Origin of the sequence: Conservatibacter flavescens (assembly GCF_002795425.1) — a bacterium.
Classification (GTDB): domain Bacteria; phylum Pseudomonadota; class Gammaproteobacteria; order Enterobacterales; family Pasteurellaceae; genus Conservatibacter; species Conservatibacter flavescens.
The window spans coordinates 1-19,120 of the sequence record NZ_PHHA01000014.1; the positions used below are offsets into that span (position 1 = coordinate 1).

18 protein-coding genes and 1 riboswitch are annotated in these 19,120 nt (G+C 39.7%); of the genes, 14 read left to right on the forward strand and 4 right to left on the reverse strand.

Going from position 1 to position 19,120, the window contains the following annotated elements:
- Nucleotides 1-639 (forward strand): DUF6396 domain-containing protein (locus CVP05_RS12625; protein ID WP_243389213.1); only part of this gene is annotated, 639 nt, incomplete at its 5' end.
- 59 nt (nucleotides 640-698) lie between these two features.
- Here CVP05_RS12625 and fdhD read toward each other — a convergent pair.
- The gene (gene fdhD, locus CVP05_RS06210) at nucleotides 699-1,541 is read right to left on the reverse strand and encodes a formate dehydrogenase accessory sulfurtransferase FdhD (protein WP_100288712.1); all 843 of its coding nucleotides are present in this window, start codon (nucleotides 1,539-1,541) and stop codon (nucleotides 699-701) included.
- A gap of 179 nt (nucleotides 1,542-1,720) precedes the next feature.
- Here fdhD and fdnG point away from each other — a divergent pair, with 179 nt between their 5' ends.
- The 5 genes from fdnG (at nucleotide 1,721) to CVP05_RS06240 (ending at nucleotide 8,307) form a co-directional block, all read left to right on the forward strand.
- Nucleotides 1,721-4,786: a formate dehydrogenase-N subunit alpha gene (fdnG, locus tag CVP05_RS06220; RefSeq protein ID WP_165773129.1), complete on the forward strand. Its 3,066-nt coding sequence runs from the start codon at nucleotides 1,721-1,723 to the stop codon at nucleotides 4,784-4,786.
- A 2-nt stretch (nucleotides 4,787-4,788) separates the two neighbouring features.
- Nucleotides 4,789-5,718, forward strand: a complete 930-nt coding sequence (gene fdxH / locus CVP05_RS06225) for a formate dehydrogenase subunit beta (RefSeq protein WP_100288715.1) — start codon at nucleotides 4,789-4,791, stop codon at nucleotides 5,716-5,718.
- Nucleotides 5,711-6,400: a formate dehydrogenase subunit gamma gene (locus CVP05_RS06230; RefSeq protein ID WP_100288716.1), complete on the forward strand. Its 690-nt coding sequence runs from the start codon at nucleotides 5,711-5,713 to the stop codon at nucleotides 6,398-6,400. Before fdxH ends, CVP05_RS06230 begins: the two co-directional genes overlap by 8 nt.
- Nucleotides 6,400-7,311, forward strand: a complete 912-nt coding sequence (fdhE, locus tag CVP05_RS06235) for a formate dehydrogenase accessory protein FdhE (RefSeq protein ID WP_100288717.1) — start codon at nucleotides 6,400-6,402, stop codon at nucleotides 7,309-7,311. The genes CVP05_RS06230 and fdhE overlap by 1 nt, the downstream gene beginning before the upstream one ends.
- Before the next feature lie 183 nt (nucleotides 7,312-7,494).
- Nucleotides 7,495-8,307, forward strand: a complete 813-nt coding sequence (locus CVP05_RS06240) for a pyridoxal phosphatase (RefSeq protein WP_100288718.1) — start codon at nucleotides 7,495-7,497, stop codon at nucleotides 8,305-8,307.
- Nucleotides 8,308-8,351: 44 nt separating this feature from the next.
- Here CVP05_RS06240 and CVP05_RS06245 read toward each other — a convergent pair whose 3' ends face one another.
- Genes CVP05_RS06245 through ubiK form a run of 3 tightly spaced genes read right to left on the reverse strand, consistent with a single transcriptional unit; the run spans nucleotide 8,352 to nucleotide 10,618 of the window.
- Nucleotides 8,352-9,032, reverse strand: coding sequence for a metallophosphoesterase family protein (locus CVP05_RS06245; RefSeq protein ID WP_100288719.1), 681 nt, complete (start codon nucleotides 9,030-9,032; stop codon nucleotides 8,352-8,354).
- 1 nt (nucleotide 9,033) lies between these two features.
- The gene (nadR, locus tag CVP05_RS06250; protein WP_100288720.1) at nucleotides 9,034-10,314 is read right to left on the reverse strand and encodes a multifunctional transcriptional regulator/nicotinamide-nucleotide adenylyltransferase/ribosylnicotinamide kinase NadR; all 1,281 of its coding nucleotides are present in this window, start codon (nucleotides 10,312-10,314) and stop codon (nucleotides 9,034-9,036) included.
- A gap of 40 nt (nucleotides 10,315-10,354) precedes the next feature.
- Entirely contained in the window at nucleotides 10,355-10,618 is a 264-nt protein-coding gene (ubiK, locus tag CVP05_RS06255; protein ID WP_100288721.1) for a ubiquinone biosynthesis accessory factor UbiK, read from the reverse strand.
- A 137-nt stretch (nucleotides 10,619-10,755) separates the two neighbouring features.
- Nucleotides 10,756-10,915: riboswitch (FMN riboswitch) on the forward strand.
- Nucleotides 10,916-11,129: 214 nt separating this feature from the next.
- Between ubiK and ribB the strand changes: the two genes are divergently transcribed.
- The 8 genes from ribB (at nucleotide 11,130) to CVP05_RS06295 (ending at nucleotide 19,111) form a co-directional block, all read left to right on the forward strand.
- Nucleotides 11,130-11,774, forward strand: a complete 645-nt coding sequence (gene ribB / locus CVP05_RS06260) for a 3,4-dihydroxy-2-butanone-4-phosphate synthase (RefSeq protein WP_100288722.1) — start codon at nucleotides 11,130-11,132, stop codon at nucleotides 11,772-11,774.
- Nucleotides 11,775-11,899: 125 nt separating this feature from the next.
- On the forward strand, nucleotides 11,900-12,856 hold the full coding sequence (locus tag CVP05_RS06265; RefSeq protein WP_100288723.1) for a sugar-binding transcriptional regulator: 957 nt from the start codon (nucleotides 11,900-11,902) through the stop codon (nucleotides 12,854-12,856).
- Between the two features lie 273 nt (nucleotides 12,857-13,129).
- On the forward strand, nucleotides 13,130-14,068 hold the full coding sequence (locus CVP05_RS06270; RefSeq protein WP_165773130.1) for a D-ribose ABC transporter substrate-binding protein: 939 nt from the start codon (nucleotides 13,130-13,132) through the stop codon (nucleotides 14,066-14,068).
- A 61-nt stretch (nucleotides 14,069-14,129) separates the two neighbouring features.
- Entirely contained in the window at nucleotides 14,130-14,705 is a 576-nt protein-coding gene (locus CVP05_RS06275) for a DUF2291 family protein (RefSeq protein ID WP_100288725.1), read from the forward strand.
- A gap of 5 nt (nucleotides 14,706-14,710) precedes the next feature.
- On the forward strand, nucleotides 14,711-16,234 hold the full coding sequence (locus tag CVP05_RS06280) for a sugar ABC transporter ATP-binding protein (protein ID WP_100288726.1): 1,524 nt from the start codon (nucleotides 14,711-14,713) through the stop codon (nucleotides 16,232-16,234).
- 156 nt (nucleotides 16,235-16,390) lie between these two features.
- Entirely contained in the window at nucleotides 16,391-17,293 is a 903-nt protein-coding gene (locus tag CVP05_RS06285) for an ABC transporter permease (protein ID WP_243389214.1), read from the forward strand.
- A gap of 56 nt (nucleotides 17,294-17,349) precedes the next feature.
- Nucleotides 17,350-18,180: a transketolase gene (locus CVP05_RS06290; protein ID WP_100288728.1), complete on the forward strand. Its 831-nt coding sequence runs from the start codon at nucleotides 17,350-17,352 to the stop codon at nucleotides 18,178-18,180.
- Complete coding sequence (locus tag CVP05_RS06295; RefSeq protein WP_100288729.1) at nucleotides 18,173-19,111, forward strand: transketolase family protein; 939 nt, start codon at nucleotides 18,173-18,175, stop codon at nucleotides 19,109-19,111. The genes CVP05_RS06290 and CVP05_RS06295 overlap by 8 nt, the downstream gene beginning before the upstream one ends.
- Nucleotides 19,112-19,120: the final 9 nt, after the last annotated feature.

Genomic DNA, 19,120 nt, shown 5'->3' on the forward strand with positions numbered 1-19,120 from the left:
TTATACGATTATTTAACTAATGGATACGGTGTCAAAACCGAAAAAGGTGGACGGTTTGCTTATTTAAGAAAAGCTGCCGATTTAGGCAGTAGAGAAGCACAGTATGAATTAGCTATGATACTGTCTAGCCTGGATGATGATGAAACATTTACACTTAGAATAGAACTCTATAAAAAACTATTACATTGTGCCTCTATACAAGGCTTTGGCCAAGCGTCTGCAGTGTTGGGGAGCCAATATAAGTTTGAGGAAAAATATAATGAAGCCGTTAACAGTTTTCATCAAGGTACTAAAAATGGAAATGCGCTTTCTGCTAGAAAGTTAATGCGGCCGTTTAAATCAAAAATAGATAAAAATAATAAAGTTGATTATTTAGCATTATCCCCCGATCCTGAACGAGGTATTCGCTATCAAATGATCGCACGCTATCTCGCCGATCACGACTACCTCAACCCCAAAGTCCCAGACTTAGACGAAATCGTTCCCCTTCCGCCGGCTAAACTGCCGGCTTGGGACGGTAAAATCGCCTTTCAACGTTGGTATGAAGGGGCTTCTCCACCAAAGCCAAGCAAAGAATTAATGCAAAAACTGGCCGACCAAGCGGGGCTTGATGTAAACACAGGATTACCGAAAAAATAATTAAAACATACCGCACTTTCGCTTAAAATAAAGCAAAGTGCGGTGATTTTATGGGGGATTTATGCAAAAACCAACCGCTCTTTTCCGCTATATATCGTTGCTCTGCCTGGTCGAGCAAAACCAATTAAGGTTAACTGGCTTTGTTCCGCCATACGAACAGCAAGATCCGTGCCAGCAGAAATCGCAGCGAGCATCTCTATTCCACAGGCCACTGTTTTTTGTACCATTTCATAACTCGCTCGACTCGTGACCGCCACAAATCCCTTAGGTTTATTATTTAGCGCATGCCAACCTAGCAATTTATCTAATGCAACATGTCGCCCAACATCTTCACGAATGGCTAATAACTGCCCTTTAGGATCAAAAAAAGCGGCCGCATGTGTAGATCCGGTTTGTTTTCCCAAACGCTGCGCATCGTTTAATTTATCTAAACAACCATCTAACTGCGTTAAATCAAATTGTAAAGTGCGGTCTAAAATAGGTAATTTTTTTGTCACTTGTTCAAGCTGCTCGGTACCACAAATTCCACATCCCGTCCGTCCAGCCATACTCCGACGATACTCCTTCAGACGAGCAAAAGTGCGGCTGGACATTTCAATCTGAACTTCTATCCCGTTACAAACTACTTCTACATCAATACCATAAATATCTGAGGGGCTATCAATGATCCCTTCTGCCAAAGAGAACCCCATAGCAAAATCCTCCAAATCCTGAGGAGAACACATCATAACAGTATGTGCGATACCATTATAAATTAACGCCACCGGAACTTCTGCAGCCAAATTCTCTTCTCTTTCTTCATATTGCAAAGGGGAATCAGATAAAGAAAAATCATTATCATTTTGTACCATTTTTGTTAAATTTTTGAAAAAAATAATTTTATTTTTTGTGATCCAAGTCAAATTAATTCCCTTAATTAAATATGAATAGTTATAGATTATTGTATAATAAGTAGGTATTCTACAAAATGATTTTTAGTGTGTTATTTTGTAGTAATCCATGATACTAATGAGATATATCACACTATATCGACTCTCAATTTTATTAACCTAACAATTCTACTCAATGTTAAGGAGTATCTATGCAGGTCACTAGAAGGAAGTTCTTCAAGATCTGTGCAGGTGGTATGGCGGGGACATCTGCTGCTGTTTTAGGCTTAGCGCCAACAGCCGCATTAGCAGCACCTCGTGAATACAAATTATTGCACACCACAGAAGTGCGTCAAACGTGTACTTACTGTGCAGTAGGTTGCGGCATGCTAATGTATAGCATTGGTTCTGGCGCAAAAAATGTAAAAAGAAAGTTATTCCACATCGAGGGCGACCCAGATCATCCAGTAAGCCGTGGCGCACTTTGTCCTAAAGGTGCTGGCGCACTAGATTATGTTAACAGCCCACGCCGTGTTCAATATCCAGAAGTGCGTGAACCAGGCTCTAAGGAATGGAAACGTATTTCATGGCATGAAGCGGTTGAACGTATTGCAAAACATATTAAAGCAGACCGTGATGCCAATTTCATTGAAAAAAATGAAGCAGGCACAACCGTAAACCGCTGGATGACCGCAGGTTTCCTTGCAGGTTCTGCTTGTAGTAATGAAACGGGATTAATTACTCAAAAATGGGTTCGCTCACTCGGTATGATTTATACCGACAACCAAGCGACTATCTGACACGGACCAACGGTAGCAAGTCTTGCTCCAACATTTGGTCGCGGTGCGATGACCAATCATTGGGTTGATATTAAAAATTCCGATTTAGTCATTATTATGGGGGGGAATGCAGCCGAAGCTCACCCTGTAGGTTTCCGTTGGGCAATGGAAGCTAAAACTCGCAATAATGCTAAATTAATGGTAGTGGATCCACGTTTTAACCGCTCAGCTGCAGTGGCTGATATCTATATGCCTATTCGACCAGGTTCGGATATTGCATTCCTATTAGGCGTGATCAAATACCTATTAGATAATGACAAAATTCAACATGAATATGTCAAACATTATACGAATGCAACGTTCTTAGTGAATGAAGATTTTGATTTCAACGAAGGATTGTTCACAGGGTATGATGAAGCGACACGCAAATATGATCGTTCTACTTGGGCATATCAAGTGGATGAAGAAGGATTTGCAAAACGTGATATGACTATGCAAGACCCACGCTGTGTTATCAATTTACTGAAAGCACATGTGGCACGCTACACCCCAGAAATGGTTGAACGTATCACAGGAACACCACAAAAAGACCACCTAAAATTCTGTGAAGAAATTGCTAAGACAGCTGCACCAGATAAAGCAGCGACCTTTATGTATGCGTTAGGTTGGACTCAACACACAGTGGGATCACAAAATATTCGCTCAATGGCAATGATTCAATTATTGTTAGGGAATATTGGTGTATCTGGTGGTGGTGTTAATGCATTACGTGGTCACTCAAACGTACAAGGTATTACCGATTTGGGTTTATTCCCACATATGTTGCCATCTTATATCCCATTACCAACAGAAACGGATGTAAACCTAGATGGATTCCTAAATCGTATTACGCCAAAAACCTTGTTACAAAATCAAACAAACTATTGGCAAAATACACCTAAATTCATGGTCAGCATGCTGAAATCTTTCTTTACAGATAAAGCCAATGCGGGTAATGATTTCGGTTACGATTATTTACCAAAATTGCCGACAGGCGGATTTGACAAATTCCGTTTCCTTGAAGCAATGTATGACGGGAAAGTCAATGGTTTCTTCTGTCAAGGTATGAACCCTGTTGCTTCATGGCCGAACTCAGGAAAAATCGTCAAAGCATTAAGCCGATTAAAATACTTAGTGATTTTTGATCCATTGATTACAGATACATCAGTATTCTGGCAAAACTTTGGTGATCATAATGACGTTAAACCTGAAGATATTCAAACAGAAGTTTTCCGTTTGCCAACCACTTGTTTCGCCGAAGAAGAAGGCTCTATCGCTAACTCTGGCCGTTGGTTACAATGGCACTGGAAAGCGGCTGATGCGCCTGGAGAAGCGAAACCTGACGTCGATATTTTATCGGAAATTCGTGCTGAGCTTATTCATTTATATGAAAATGATGCGAATGCAAAACCAATTTTGCTTGAACAACTTAAAGCAATGAATTGGAACTACGTTAATCCGCTTGAGCCAAAAGCAGAGGAAATCGCCAAAGAAAACAATGGCTATGCATTAGAAGACTTAGTTGATGCGAATGGCAATGTTGTCTTGAAAAAAGGTGAATTATTATCTGGCTTTGGTCAAATGCGTGATGATGGTACAACTTCTGGCGCATGTTGGATTTATGCGGGTCAATGGACACAAAAAGGTAACCAAATGGTAAACCGTGACAACTCAGATCCATCTGGTCTTGGTAATACCTTAGGTTGGGCATTCGCATGGCCAATGAACCGTCGTGTGCTTTATAACCGTGCTTCTGCTGACTTAGCGGGTAATCCATGGAATCCAAAACGTCAATTAGTGAAATGGAACGGCAAAAACTGGAACTATGTCGATATTGCAGATTTTGGCACAGCTCCACCAAATAGCCCAACATTACCATTCATTATGCAGCCGGAAGGAACCGGATGTTTATTCGTGCGTGCACGCATGGTTGACGGTCCATTCCCAGAACATTATGAGCCAATGGAAACGCCAATTAATACGAACCCACTGCATCCAAATGTGATACAAAACCCAGTGGCGCGTATTTTACCAAGCGATAAAGCAGATTTAGGTACATCAGAGGAATTCCCTTATGTTGCAACCACTTATCGTTTGACAGAGCATTTCCATTACTGGACAAAAAATTCCTTGCTCAACGTAATCGCACAACCTGAACAATTCGTCGAAGTAGGTGATGCCCTCGCTGCAGAAAAAGGCATCAAAAACGGAGATTATGTAAAAGTAAGTTCGAAACGTGGCTTTGTAAAAGCCGTTGCAGTGGTAACAAAACGTATTCGCGCATTACAGGTTGATGGTAAAACAGTCCATACTATTGGTGTACCAATTCACTGGGGAATTACAGGTGTTGACAAAAAAGGTTACTTTGCCAACAACTTATGTGTTCGTGCCGGTGATGCGAATACACAAACACCAGAATCGAAATGTATGTTAGTCAATATTGAGAAAGTGGGGGCATAATTATGGGAAGTGTTCAATCTCAAAACATCATTAAAGCCTCTGCGACTTCATCATTGACGCCTGCACCACATGCACGCGATTACCAAATTGAAGTCACAAAGCTAATTGATGTCACAACTTGTATCGGCTGTAAAGGCTGCCAAGTTGGTTGTTCTGAATGGAATGATATTCGTGCTGAGCCTGAAACTTGCGTGGGGGTTTATGACAACCCACGCGACTTAAATGCAAAAGCATGGACAGTCATGAAATTCAACGAAGTGGAAGAAAATGATCGTTTAGAATGGTTAATCCGTAAAGACGGTTGTATGCACTGTACTGAACCGGGTTGTTTAAAAGCCTGTCCAGCGCCAGGTGCGATTATTCAATATGCAAACGGTATTGTAGACTTCCAATCAGACAAATGTATTGGCTGTGGTTACTGTATTGCGGGTTGTCCGTTCAATATTCCGCGTATGAATCCGGAAGATAACCGTGTTTATAAATGTACTCTTTGTGTTGACCGCGTTACCGTTGGTCAAGAACCGGCTTGTGTGAAAACCTGTCCAACAGGCGCAATCCGTTTTGGTAGCAAAGAAGAAATGCTTAAGTATGGTGAAGAACGTGTCGCTGAGCTTAAAACGCGTGGTTATGAAAATGCGGGTATCTACGATCCTGAAGGTGTTGGCGGGACACACGTTATCTACGTGTTACATCATGCCGACAAGCCAGAACTCTATTCAGGCTTACCAAAAGATCCGAAGATTGATGTCAGCGTAACTCTTTGGAAAGACGTATTAAAACCAGTTGCCGCAGTTGCAATGGGTGGCTTACTCCTCAGCGAAGTTGCCCACTATGTTGGCATTGGTCCAAATACAGAAGAGTTGCCTCACGAAGATCCAAATGATGAATATTATGACATTGATGAGCCAACAAACGGAGGCAAACATGAGTAAGATCAAGATCAGCAACGATCGTAAAATCGTACGCCACAAAGTGCCTGCACGTTTAAGTCACTGGCTATTAGTCATCTGCTTTTTCATGACGGGTCTATCTGGCTTAGCATTTTTCTTCCCTGATTTTGCTTGGCTTACCGAAATTCTTGGTACGCCACAAATTGCGCGTTTTGTTCATCCGTTTACAGGATTGGTCATGTTCGTCGCATTTATCAACCTCAGCTTAATTTATTGGAAACATAACATTCCAGACAAAAATGACTGGGTTTGGTTAAAAAATATCAAGGAAGTCCTCAAAGGAAATGAACATGCCGTTGCGGACAATGGTAAATATAATCTTGGACAAAAACTCTTGTTCTGGACATTAATCCTTGCGATGTTCACCCTACTGATTACTGGTATTATTATGTGGCGTCAGTATTTCTCCCATAATTTCCCAATTCCAGTAATTCGAATTGCAATCTTATTACACTCAGTGAGTGCTTTCCTATTATTTACCGGTATTATGGTACATATTTATATGGCATTCTGGGTAAAAGGTTCTATTCGAGGTATGGTTGAAGGTTGGGTAACCGTGCGTTGGGCGAAAAAACATCACCCTCGTTGGTTCCGTGAGGAAGTTTTACCTGACTTGAAAAAAGAAGTGATTGCTGAAGAAGCTGAAAAGGAAAAACATCACTAATGAGTATTCGTATTTTACCTGAAGGTGAAATCGTAAAAAAAGCGGGGGAGTTTTATACCCCCCCGTTACTTTTTGCGAATCCCAAAAACCTATATCAACGTCGCGCTGAACGTTTAAAAAAATTAGCAGAAACCAGCCCTTTTGCAGATTATCTTTTATTTGCTTCAACGCTAGTTGATGCACAACTTAAAGTGCTAGAAACTCAGCCCTTAGCCAAAGATACTATCTCAAAAGATAATCTTCCATCAGAATATCCTTTAGATTATAAAACGTGGAAACGCTCACCAATTTGGCGTGAATTTTTGACCGCACTTTTAGCCGAGATCAAAAACACACAAGATAATCCTAAAGCATTTGAAGCGATTGAATGGCTAGAAAAAGCAAGCCATAGTGAACTCGAAACATTAGCAGACAACCTACTTGCAGCAAACTATTCGCAAGTACCTGCCGATCGCGCAATCTTTATTTGGGCTGCCCTTTCATTATATTGGGTACAATTAGCACAACAAATTCCACATAACGCAAATGCTGAAACCGGCGATGATCTGCATATGTGTCCTGTTTGTCGCTCTGCACCAACCTCTAGCGTTGTGCATTTCGGCACATCACAAGGATTACGCTATTTACACTGCTCCTTATGCGAAAGTGAATGGAATTTAGTGCGTAGCAAATGTAGTAATTGTGGCGAAAGCCGTGATTTAAACTACTGGTCATTGGATCAAGAACTCGCACCAGTAAAAGCAGAAAGTTGTGGCAGCTGCGGCAGCTATGTGAAAATCTTATATCAGGAACGTGATCCTCATGTAGAAGCGGTTGCTGATGATCTCGCAAGTCTCTTTTTAGATGCAGAAATGGAAGCTAAAGATCTCTCTCGTAGCGCAATCAATCCTTTCTTATTCCCAAATGAGTAATAAAGGTTTGCAATAATTCAAATTGTGAACAACTTCGAAAAATTCGGGCGTATACTCTACGCCCTCTCTCAATGTGCATATTCCGTCACGAAACCCAAAAGCACAATCGACATTTTATTTTCATTTTAGTCTTAAAAACCTTATACTAAATCCTATTATTTTTTAATCAATGAAGAGGATTTTATGACATATAAAGTGATTGCTTTCGATCTTGATGGCACCCTACTAAACAGTCAAGGACAAATTTTAGCATCTAGCAAACAAGCCATTGCAGAAGCCATCAAACAAGGCCTTAAAATTGTTTTTGTCACCGGTCGCCACCATACCGCAGCAAAACCCTACCACTACGAACTTAACTTAGATACCCCTATCATTTGTTGTAACGGTACTTATCTTTATGATGTGCAAAATGATACCACACCATTAGCCAATCCTCTGAGCGCTGAACAAGCCTATAAAATTATTGAAGTGGCTGAAAAATATGGTTTACATCTGCTGATGTATTCACGCGATCATATGAATTATTCCTCTCTCAATGCACATATGCAAAAATTTGCCCAATGGGTCCAAAGTTGCCCTGAACACGTTCGCCCTCAAATCAGAGAAGTACATAATTTCCATGAACTATTAAAAGGACAAGAAACCATCTGGAAATTCGTTATCAGCCATCCAGATAAAGACACCATGAATCAAGCCGTTAGCGAGCTTTCACCTGAAGAATTTAGCTGTGAATGGTCATGGATCGATCGAGTTGATATCTCCAATAATGGCAATACCAAAGGTAAACGTTTATTAGAACTCTTAAATCAATGGGGTGTCAGCCCAGAAGACGTGATTGCTTTTGGTGATAATCATAATGATATTAGCATGTTAAAAGCTGTTGGACTTGGTGTCGCGATGGGGAATGCTGAAGAAGAAGCTAAAAAAACCGCCAAAATTATTACCCTCAGTAATAACGAAGACGGCATTGCCAATGTATTAACAACTTATCTATAACCTCTCCTCTCCCCTGCCTAAAATCAGGGGAGCCATCAAGAACCCTACCTATCATCTATCCCGATATAAAGATAATTACCTTGTTCATCACATACACTACGAAACCCCACATTGATAATCTGATATGCTTCATTATGCAAATGACGATAATCAAAGTTTTCATGGTGATGCCCATGATAAAGTTGCTTAACCCCCATTTTTCTTGCAAGCTCATTAATCACCTCAAACCCCGAAGGATGAGGTTTAGGGGCTTCATGACAAATAAGAATATCCGCAGATTCCGTTTCTAATATTTCAATGTCTGATGGAAAAATAGACGTTCTATGACGTAATGGTATACCTCCACGCCACAAATTATCCGCAGAGCAATACTGGCAATAATGAATCGGATCAAAAAACAGTGGCTTATTCGGCGGCATCCAAACTTGCCCGCGAAATACCCCACCTAATCCAGCAACGCGCCTCCCTTGAATACTCACAACTTGATTATGTAAATTGCGCGTTTTCCACTGGGATCCCCATAAGCTTTCAAAAGCAGCAACCGTTTTACTATCATGATTGCCATGAATAAACCAAAGATCACTCCATATTGCAAGCTGCTCAAGCTCATTGGGCGAAGTTAATTGCAGATCACCTAAAATAATCAGAGAAATATCTTCACCATTTTTTAAAAACGGATAAAGATGTTCAAAATCACCATGTGGATCCCCTGCAAATAAAAGCATATTACTCCTCGCTTCCTATACTGGATTGATTATCAGAGAAATAACTTTCAATTTCCTCATCGTTCAACACTTTTTCCACGATAGCTTTTGCTTGATTATAGCGTTCTAAATAGCTTGGCGATTCAATCTCAATATAAGGCACTTTATACTTATCTAATAATTTTTTGAGTAATTGTTGGAAACGCATTCGCTGCTTATTATCACCCAAACTACGCAAACCATCATCAACCCACTTCGTATTATTATTTAATAAAATTGTAATATCAAAAGGGTATTCCTTAATCATAGAATCTAAAAACGGATGCGCCTTCCCTTCATATTGAATACAAAAAGCCTGAGTGGTAATAAAATCCGTATCAATGATAGCCACTTTATGAGCATGACGAACCGCATAATCAATATATCGTTGATGCCCTAGCGCCATCTGCGGATAATCGGAATATTGCATCGCCTGTTCATCACCCCCAAGCTTCTCAAAGACAAATTCTCGCCCATATTCCCATGCAGAGGTCGTATTAAACACCGTAGCAAGTTTATTAACCAACACACTTTTACCACTACTCTCCCCACCCAAAATGGCAATAGTTTTCGCAAAAAATGGCCGCACTTCTTTAGGAATAAATTTCCAATAATGAAATGGATTATTACGAATTTTTGTCGCTGACACATTAAAAAAATGTCGCTCAGGATCAACAAGTACCACATCAAGATTCAAATATTTTTCATAAGGGGCTTTATCCTGAACCTCACTACTAAACACAACACTAGGTTGAATATTTTTTTCCGCAAGCAAAGCTTTCACCCGATCAGACCAGCCCTGCCAGCCATTTGGATAGCTCGGAATACCATCTTCAATTAAATGATGAATAAAAATTTGATTCTTTTGATATTTAAAAATTTGCTGCATCCAACGTAAACGGTCTTGAGGCGTAGGCATACGCTTCATCTTACTATCATAGAACAGCTTCAAATCTCGCTCAGAATCTGTACACACCACAACATGCACTTCATCCACCTTACTAAAGGCTTCATAAATCATATTAATATGACCCGTATGCACAGGATAAAACTTCCCGAAAATGACCCCTATTTTCTTATCTGCCTGCTCATGAATTTGCAATACTTTATGCAACGCACTTAATTTTGCTGCACTTGGATTTTTAATTTTGCCACTGACCAATTGATTAAAATAAGCTCGTGTGACATTTGCTTGTTCACAAACATCACTGACACGCAAATTCAATTGCTTACGCTTTTGTTGTAAATAAGAAAAATTTGTCATATTGATTTCCTAATGGTGCATAAAGATTAAAAAAGTGCGGTCAAATTCCTGAATTTTTTTCTTCTTGTTGCATTAACAATGCATCCACTTGTTTTTCTAACGCCGTTAATTTCTCACGAGTTCGCATAAGCACTTGCGTTTGCACATCAAACTCCTCACGAGTGACTAAATCTAACTTAGAAAGTTGAGATTGCAACACCTGCTTCACCTTCTCTTCTGCATCTTGTCCTAATGATTTAAGTCCCTGTGGCAACACATTTTGAATTTGTTGCATAATCTGCTCTATTTTGTTTGGATTTAGCATAAATACCCCATTTCTGAATAATAATCCTCATTGTAGAGCAAATAGATAGATAAGCAAATCAATCCCAACGAAAAACTTTGTAAAATCTCACCGCACTTTAGGGTTGTTGTTCAAGAAAGTTTAGCGTTATAATGGCCGAGCATTCTCAGGGCGGGGTGAAATTCCCAACCGGTGGTAAACGCATCCGCGTAAGCCCACGAGCGGTTAACCTTAAGACAAATTTATCTTAGGTTAATGACAAGCAGATTTGGTGAAAATCCAAAGCCGACAGTATAGTCTGGATGAAAGAGAATAAAACAGGTTTTAAGCGTTAAAGTGTAGACTATCTGAATCTACTTAATATTGTCGTGTCGTTTTTCAGTTCATCAGAACAAAAATCGTCATCGACAAAACAAAATAGTCTAGAAATGGATACCTAAAATCTGCTTTTTGTTATTTGCTATATTGCAACAAATAACCCTTCCATCAACCCTGATTCATTAAATTAAGCATAACTTAAAGGAAATTTACAATGAATCAGTCATTACTTGCTCAATTCGGCGATGCCGAAACCCGTGTAAAAAACGCAATCGAAGCCTTTAAACAAGGCAACGGCGTATTAGTATTAGATGATGAAAATCGCGAAAATGAAGGCGATCTCATCTTCCCCGCAGAAACCATTACCCCAGAACAAATGGCCGTACTCATTCGTTATGGTAGTGGCATCGTATGTTTATGTATTACAGAAGAATTATGTAAACAATTAGATTTACCTCCAATGGTACAAGAAAATACTAGCGTAAATAAAACCGCTTTTACCATCACAATCGAAGCCGCTGAAGGCGTATCTACTGGCGTATCCGCAACAGATCGCGTCACAACGATCCGCGCAGCAATTAAAGATGGCGCAAAACCAAGCGATTTACATAGACCTGGTCATATTTTTCCATTAAAAGCGGCAAATGGCGGCGTACTCGCCCGCAACGGACACACAGAAGCCGCCGTTGATTTGGCTAAATTAGCCGGTTATAAATCCGCAGGCGTAATCTGTGAATTAACCAATGATGACGGTTCAATGTCAAGAACACCAGAATTAGTAGAATTCGTAAAAGAAAAAAACTACGCAATTATGACAATTGAAGATTTAATTACCTACCGTAAAAAATATAATCTTTAAGTGTGTAGATTAAATCCTTAAGCACAGTGCAAGCTGTGCTTTTTTATAGGAACAAGAAAACATTGTTCACAAAGCGAACTGGATAGACTAGAATAAAAAATCATAAAAAACTATGGAATCAGGCTATGTCATTCACTCTCACTAATGAAAAGAGATTATTAGCGCAAATTGCGACTTTATACTATGAAGATAATTTAAAGCAGTCTGAAATAGCGAAACGTTTAAATCTGTCACAACCTTTTGTTTCACGCTCATTAACTAAATGTATTGCGGAAGGTATTGTTAAAATCAGTATTATCCCTCCCGCAGGTATTTATCTCGATCTAGAGCAACAATTACAAAAAAAATTTAACCTAGATTTAGTTATGGTTATTGATGTTGATGATACCGATGAAGACCGCTTAAAAACAGCAATTGGCACAACTGCTGCATATTATTTACAAGTTGCTCTACAATCAAATGAACTGGTAGGAGTTTCTGCTTGGAGTGGAACCATTCAACGCATGGTAGATCATATGCCACAATTTCAAGTTAAAGCAAAAGGCGTTGTACAATTATTAGGTGGTGTGGGAGTTAACGGGAATGTACAAGCAAATTTATTAACCTATGAACTGGCCAAAAAGTTAAATTGTTCTGCTTATCTTCTACCTTCTCAAAGTCTCAATGGCAATATAGGAAATATAGAATATAAAGAACAACTACTTGATATGAATGAAGTTTCTCAAGTTGTTAATATGTTTGAACAAGTTGATGTAGCATTGGTAGGTATTGGTATGCTAGAGCCTTCTGAGCTATTGAAGAACTCCGGACTTTATTATAAAAAAGACATGCTACACGTGCTTGCGCAAAAAGGTGCTGTAGGTGATATTTGCTTACACTATTTTGATCAACAAGGTAAACCAGTATTATCAGAACAAGAAGATCCTATTATTGGCATGGGGCTAGAGTTAATTAAAAAATGTCCTAGAGTGGTTGCATTAGCGGGTGGACGAGAAAAAATTCACGCAATTAAAGCCGCACTTATAGGTCAATATATTAATGTCCTCGTGATTGATCGAGAAACCGCCAAATTGTTGCTGTAATTTTAATATATTAGCATTCTAAACCATTTCTACCGCTAGAAATGCCATTCTATTTTCTTGAGGAGCGTATTATCTATGCTCCTATTTCATCAAGTTTATCAACAAATCAAGAAGTTTATTTTCTTTTTCCTACATTGACTAAATTTTCAGCCATTCTAAATTTTGTGATCCATATCTAATTTTTAAGATCTTTTATTGGACAGATGTTTTTTTGTATTTTAAATTACCTTTGAATATATAAACACTATTGAATAAATATTCAAGGAGTTCAAAATGAAGCGTAAATTCTTAAAATCAACTGTAGTTGCATTATCGTTAGCTGTATCCAGTTTTGCTTTTGCAAACAATGGGTTAATTGCAATTATCACCCCTTCACACGATAACCCTTTCTTTAAAGCGGAGGCCGATGGCGCAAAGCAGAAAGCGGAGGAATTAGGTTATACCACTCTCGTCGCCTCACACGATGATGATCCAAATAAACAAGATCAGCTGATTGCCACAGCAGTTGCCCGTAAAGCAAAAGCGATCATCTTGGATAATGCAGGTTCAGATGTCACGATTGGCGCGCTAGAAAAAGCTAAAGCTGCTGGTGTGCCTGCATTTTTAATTGATAGAGAAATTAATAAAACAGGCGTTGCCATTTCACAAATTGTTTCAAATAACTATCAAGGTGCCCAATTAGCAGGCCAAAAATTTGTGGAGTTAATGGGAGAGGAAGGGCTTTATGTTGAGTTATTAGGTCGTGAGTCTGATACCAATGCTTCCGTTCGTTCTCAAGGTTTCCACGATATTATTGATGATTATCCGAATATGAAAATGGTGGCCCAACAAACCGCAAACTGGAGCCAAACTGAAGGCTTCACTCGTATGGAATCCTTATTACAAGCTCACCCGAATATTAAAGGTGTGATTTCCGGCAATGATACCATGGCGCTCGGTGCGGAAGCGGCATTGAAAGCGGCCGGCCGTACAGATGTTATTGTGGTGGGATTTGATGGCAGTAACTATGTTCGTGATTCTATTATTGCAAACGGTAATATCAAAGCAACAGTTTTACAACCGGCTTGGGATCAAGCGCAAGAAGCTGTTATTCAAGCCGATGCTTACATCAGAACCGGTTCAACTGGCAAAGATGAGAAACAATTAATGGATTGTATTTTAATTGATAGCAGTAATGCGAAAAAATTAAATAACTTTGCGCTTAGCAAATAATCCCGAGTTGTGACAAATTGGGATATTTCTGTCGGGAAATGTCCCAATTAAGGAGCGAAATATGTTGAATTGGAAAAATTTTAAAACCGGTTTTCTGTTAGTCTTTGCCCTTTCCGCATTATCTGCTTGTGAAGTGGTTGATTTAGACAGCGCGGGGAAACCGATCATTCCGATGACGGAAGAAGAAAAAGCAGCATTGAGTAATATGGAACCGAAAGCAATTGCGGATAAAATTTGGAATGATGTATTCCAAGAAGCCCAAAATACTACGACCAAACTCAGTGATAATTTAGCCAATGATCAAAGTTACTTCATTAATTTAGTCGGTACTATAGAACAAGTTGATGATAAACAAAATATTTCTTTAAAAGTCGATGATCAAATTATTGTGATTCAAGCGGGGAATATTGTACGCGGTAATGCTATTCGTGATGCCAACTCAATAATTCGATTTGACCAATTTAAAAATCAAATTCAATTTGCTCGCTTATCTAAAGAGCTGAATAAAAAAGCCATTGGCGGAATAACAAAACCAGATGGCACTTGGCAAGGAAAAAATGTCGAAATCTTGACCGCACTTACGGTTAAGAACGGTCAAATTCAAGATGCAGTACCGTTAATGATTAACGAGAGGTAGCGATTATGTCCATTGAACATAAAGATGTGATCATGCGTGCTGAAAATATCTCAATGGTATTTCCGGGTACCAAAGCACTGGATAATGTCAGCTATAACGTGTATCGCGGCGCAGTGAATGTGATTATCGGGGAAAACGGAGCCGGTAAATCAACATTGATGAAGATTCTTGCCGGTGTTCAGCAGCCCACTGAAGGCAAGCTCTATATTAATAATAAAAAAATTGTGATTGATAGTACGAGAAGTGCTGCCGAACATGGCATCGGTATGGTTCATCAAGAATTAAATCTTTCTGAAAATTTAACGGTATCTGAAAATATATTTCTTGGTCGAGAAATTCAATCCGGATTATCACCGATCAATACGCAAACACAATATGACTTAACAAAAGAGTTACTCGCTCGTTTAAAACAACAGATTGATCCCAATGAAATCGTATCTAATTTAAAAGTCGGTCAAAAGCAGTTAGTTGAAATTGCGAAAGCATTAGCCGGAAAAATTGATATTTTAATTTTAGATGAACCAACCTCTGCATTAAGCAAAACCGAAGTACAGATTTTGTTTGATGTGATTCGTGAATTAACTGCTCAGGGCGTATCAATTATTTATATTTCGCACCGTCTTGAAGAATTGATGGAAATTGGTACTTATATCACCATCTTACGCGATGGTAAATTTCAATCTGAAGCGGCAGTAAAAGATATTGATGTGCCTTGGATTGTGCGAGAAATGTTAGGAAGTGATCCAATAACGGATTTCTTACCTGAAAATCGGACTTTCGGAGCAAAAATCCTTGAGGCTGAACACATCACTTGTATCAATGAATCTGAAAATAAAGTGGTAAATGATGTGTCATTTTCCCTTAAGGCTGGCGAAATTGTCGGTATCTACGGTTTAATGGGGGCTGGCCGTACTGAATTATTTGAGTGTTTGTTAGGTAAAGCGGAATATGCCGGCCGGTTTTCGTTAAACGGCATTATTATTAACAGCAATACCTCTACCACTAACCGAATCAAAATGGGAATTGGTTTAGTCCCCGAAGATCGAAAAAGATCGGGCATATTTCCTGTTACTTCTGTCGGCAATAATCTCACCATGTCGAGTTTATGGAAACGACTGAAAAAAAGTGTAGTGATTTCTGATGAGGAAGAACAACAAGCCATTAACTCTACGATCAAAGAGCTTTCCATCAAAGTGTCATCACCGGAAGTGGAAATTCAAGCACTCAGTGGGGGTAATCAACAAAAAGTTGTTATTGGTCGCTCCTTATTAACTGAACCGAAAGTACTGCTGTTAGATGAGCCAACTCGAGGGATTGATATCGGTGCAAAAGCTGATGTATTTGAAATGATGGTGAAATTATCTCAAGAAGGTATCGGTATCTTATTTTCTACTTCAGACTTAAAAGAAATTATGGCAGTTTCCGACCGAATTTTAGTTATGTCTAACGGAAAATTAACTGCAGATGTATTACGGAGTGAAACCGATGAAGCTAGCCTAGTACTGGCAAGCGCCAAAGGATTTCAATAATAAAGATTAATGAGGTGTGTTATGTCAAAAGCAACGTCATCCAGCAACATAATGTTACTAATTTTGAAGCTGAGAACATTCATTGCGCTTTTTGTTATCTTAGCTTTTTTCACAATCACTGTTGACGGTTTTTTAAATCCATCAAGTGTGATTATCATGATTAAACATATATCTATCAATGCATTACTTGCACTAGGGATTACCTTTGTCATTATTACCGCAGGCATTGATCTATCCATCGGTGCAACGCTAGGGTTATGCGGAATGGTAGCGGGATATTTGATTTCGCAAGGGATTGTGTTACCGATGTTCGGTATTGCAATATTTCCAAGTGTTTGGGTGGTTGTGCCATTAGTTCTGTTACTTGGTTGTGCTATCGGTGCGGTGAACGGTTGGATTATTACCCGCTATAACGTTGCCCCGTTTATTTGTACTTTAGGCACGATGTACATTATTCGTGGCGCTGCCATGCTTACTTCCAATGGTGAAACATTCCCTGGTTTATCCGGTAATCCACAATTAGGTAATACAGGCTTTGAAGTGATTGGTGCTGGTAGCTTTTTCGGCATACCCTATTCTATTTGGCTGATGTTTATCGTTGCCGCGGTTATCGCTTATACAGCAAAAAAATTACCCTTCGGCCGTCATGTTTATGCGATTGGTGATAACGAACGTGCTGCTGAATTATCCGGTATCAAAGTCAATAATGTAAAAATTTGGGTTTATGTTATTTCAGGCTTGTGTGCAGCGCTTGCCGGCATTGTTGTCACATCTCAACTCGTTGCCAGCCACCCTGCGACAGGTAATGCTTTTGAAATGAATGCCATTGCAGCAGTGGTTTTAGGCGGTACTTCACTTGCCGGTGGGCGAGGTACGATTGGCGGGACATTAATTGGTGCGTTTGTTATCGGTATTCTCGCAGACGGTTTGGTTATGATGGGTGTGAGTGAATTCTGGCAAATGGTAATCAAAGGTATTGTGATTATTGTCGCGGTTATCATCGACCAAATGCAGAACAAATTGCAGTATAAAGCTGCTGTTGCATCGCAAAAATCCTAAATTTTTTTAAATGCTTTGAATATATATTCATACATGAATACATAATGGAGGTAAAAATGAATCCCTATAATTTGTCTTATGACGAACTTGAACAAAAAGCAAAGGCCATTCGTCGCAAAATCGTTGTATTAAATGCTAATAGTCCAGCTGGCGGACACACAGGGGCAGACTTATCACAAGTTGAGCTGGTTACTGCACTGTATTTCCGTATTCTCAATTGTGCTCCTGATAGATTAGACGATCCTGAGCGAGATATTTATATTCAATCGAAAGGGCACGCCGCCGGTGGCTATTACTGCTGTTTAGCAGAAGCAGGCTACATTCCTGAAGATTGGCTGCCAACCTATCAGCACGCCGATTCTAAATTACCGGGTCATCCTGTAAAGCATAAAACACCGGGTGTAGAACTTAATACCGGTGCGCTTGGGCACGGCTTACCTGTGGCAGTAGGTTTAGCGCTGGCTGCCAAAAAATCTGGCAGCAAACGTAAAATTTACGTATTAACCGGTGACGGCGAACTCGCAGAAGGCAGTAACTGGGAAGCCGCAATGGTGGCTGCACAATATAAACTGGATAATCTCATTATTATTAATGATAAAAATAAACTTCAATTAGCTGGTTTTACCAAAGATATTTTAAATACGGATCCTCTTGATGAAAAATGGAAAGCATTCGGAATGGAAGTACACGAATGCAACGGCAATAATATTCAATCTGTAGTTGACACATTAGAAGGATTAAAAGCTAATGGTAAACCTAACGTAGTTATTGCTCACACCACAAAAGGAGCCGGTATTTCATTTATTGCAGGGAAACCGGAATGGCATCACCGTGTACCAAAAGGCGAAGAAGTCGAATTGGCATTAGAGGAGTTAAAAGATGAGTAACGCAGAACATTTAACAAATATTATGGTGGAACGTTTTATAAGTGCGGTCGAAAACGGCGTTGATTTAGTACCTGTAGTAGCCGATTCAACGTCCACAGCAAAAATTGCCCCCTTTATCAAAGCCTTTCCGGATCGTTTGGTAAATGTAGGGATTGCCGAACAAACGCTTGTTGGCTGTGCGGCAGGCTTGGCCTTAGGGGGGAAAGTTGCCGTAACTTGTAACGCCGCACCATTCCTTGTTGCGCGTGCGAATGAACAGGTAAAAGTGGATATTTGTTATAACAACACCAATGTGAAATTATTCGGATTAAATTCCGGAGCCAGTTACGGACCGTTGGCAAGTACCCATCATAGTATTGATGACATTAGCATTATGCGCGGTTTCGGCAACATTGAAATTTATGCACCATCCAGCCCAAATGAATGTCGACAAATTATTGATTATGCGATCAATCATGTGGGGCCAGTTTATATCCGTTTAGACGGTAAAGAATTACCGGAAATACATACGTCGGATTATAAATTTGAACCGGGTAAAATCGATGTATTAAAAAGAGGTAACAACGTTGCCCTTGTTGCGATGGGTTCTACCGTACATGAAATCGTCACCGCTTCAGAATTATTGGCAGAAAACGGCATTCATGTCACCTTAATTAATGTGCCGTCAATCCGCCCTTGCGATACTACAGCGTTATTTGATGCCTTAAAACAGGCAAGCCACGTCATTACTGTGGAAGAGCATAATATCAATGGCGGATTAGGTAGCTTAGTTGCTGAAGTCATTGCAGAACAAGGCGCTGCTATTAGCTTGAAACGTCTGGGCATTCCTGATGCTGGTTATGCATTAGCGGCAGATCGTAAAGCCATGCGAAAACATCACGGCTTCGATGCTCAAAGTATTGTCAACCTTGTGATCGACTTAGTGAAATAAGGGGCAGGT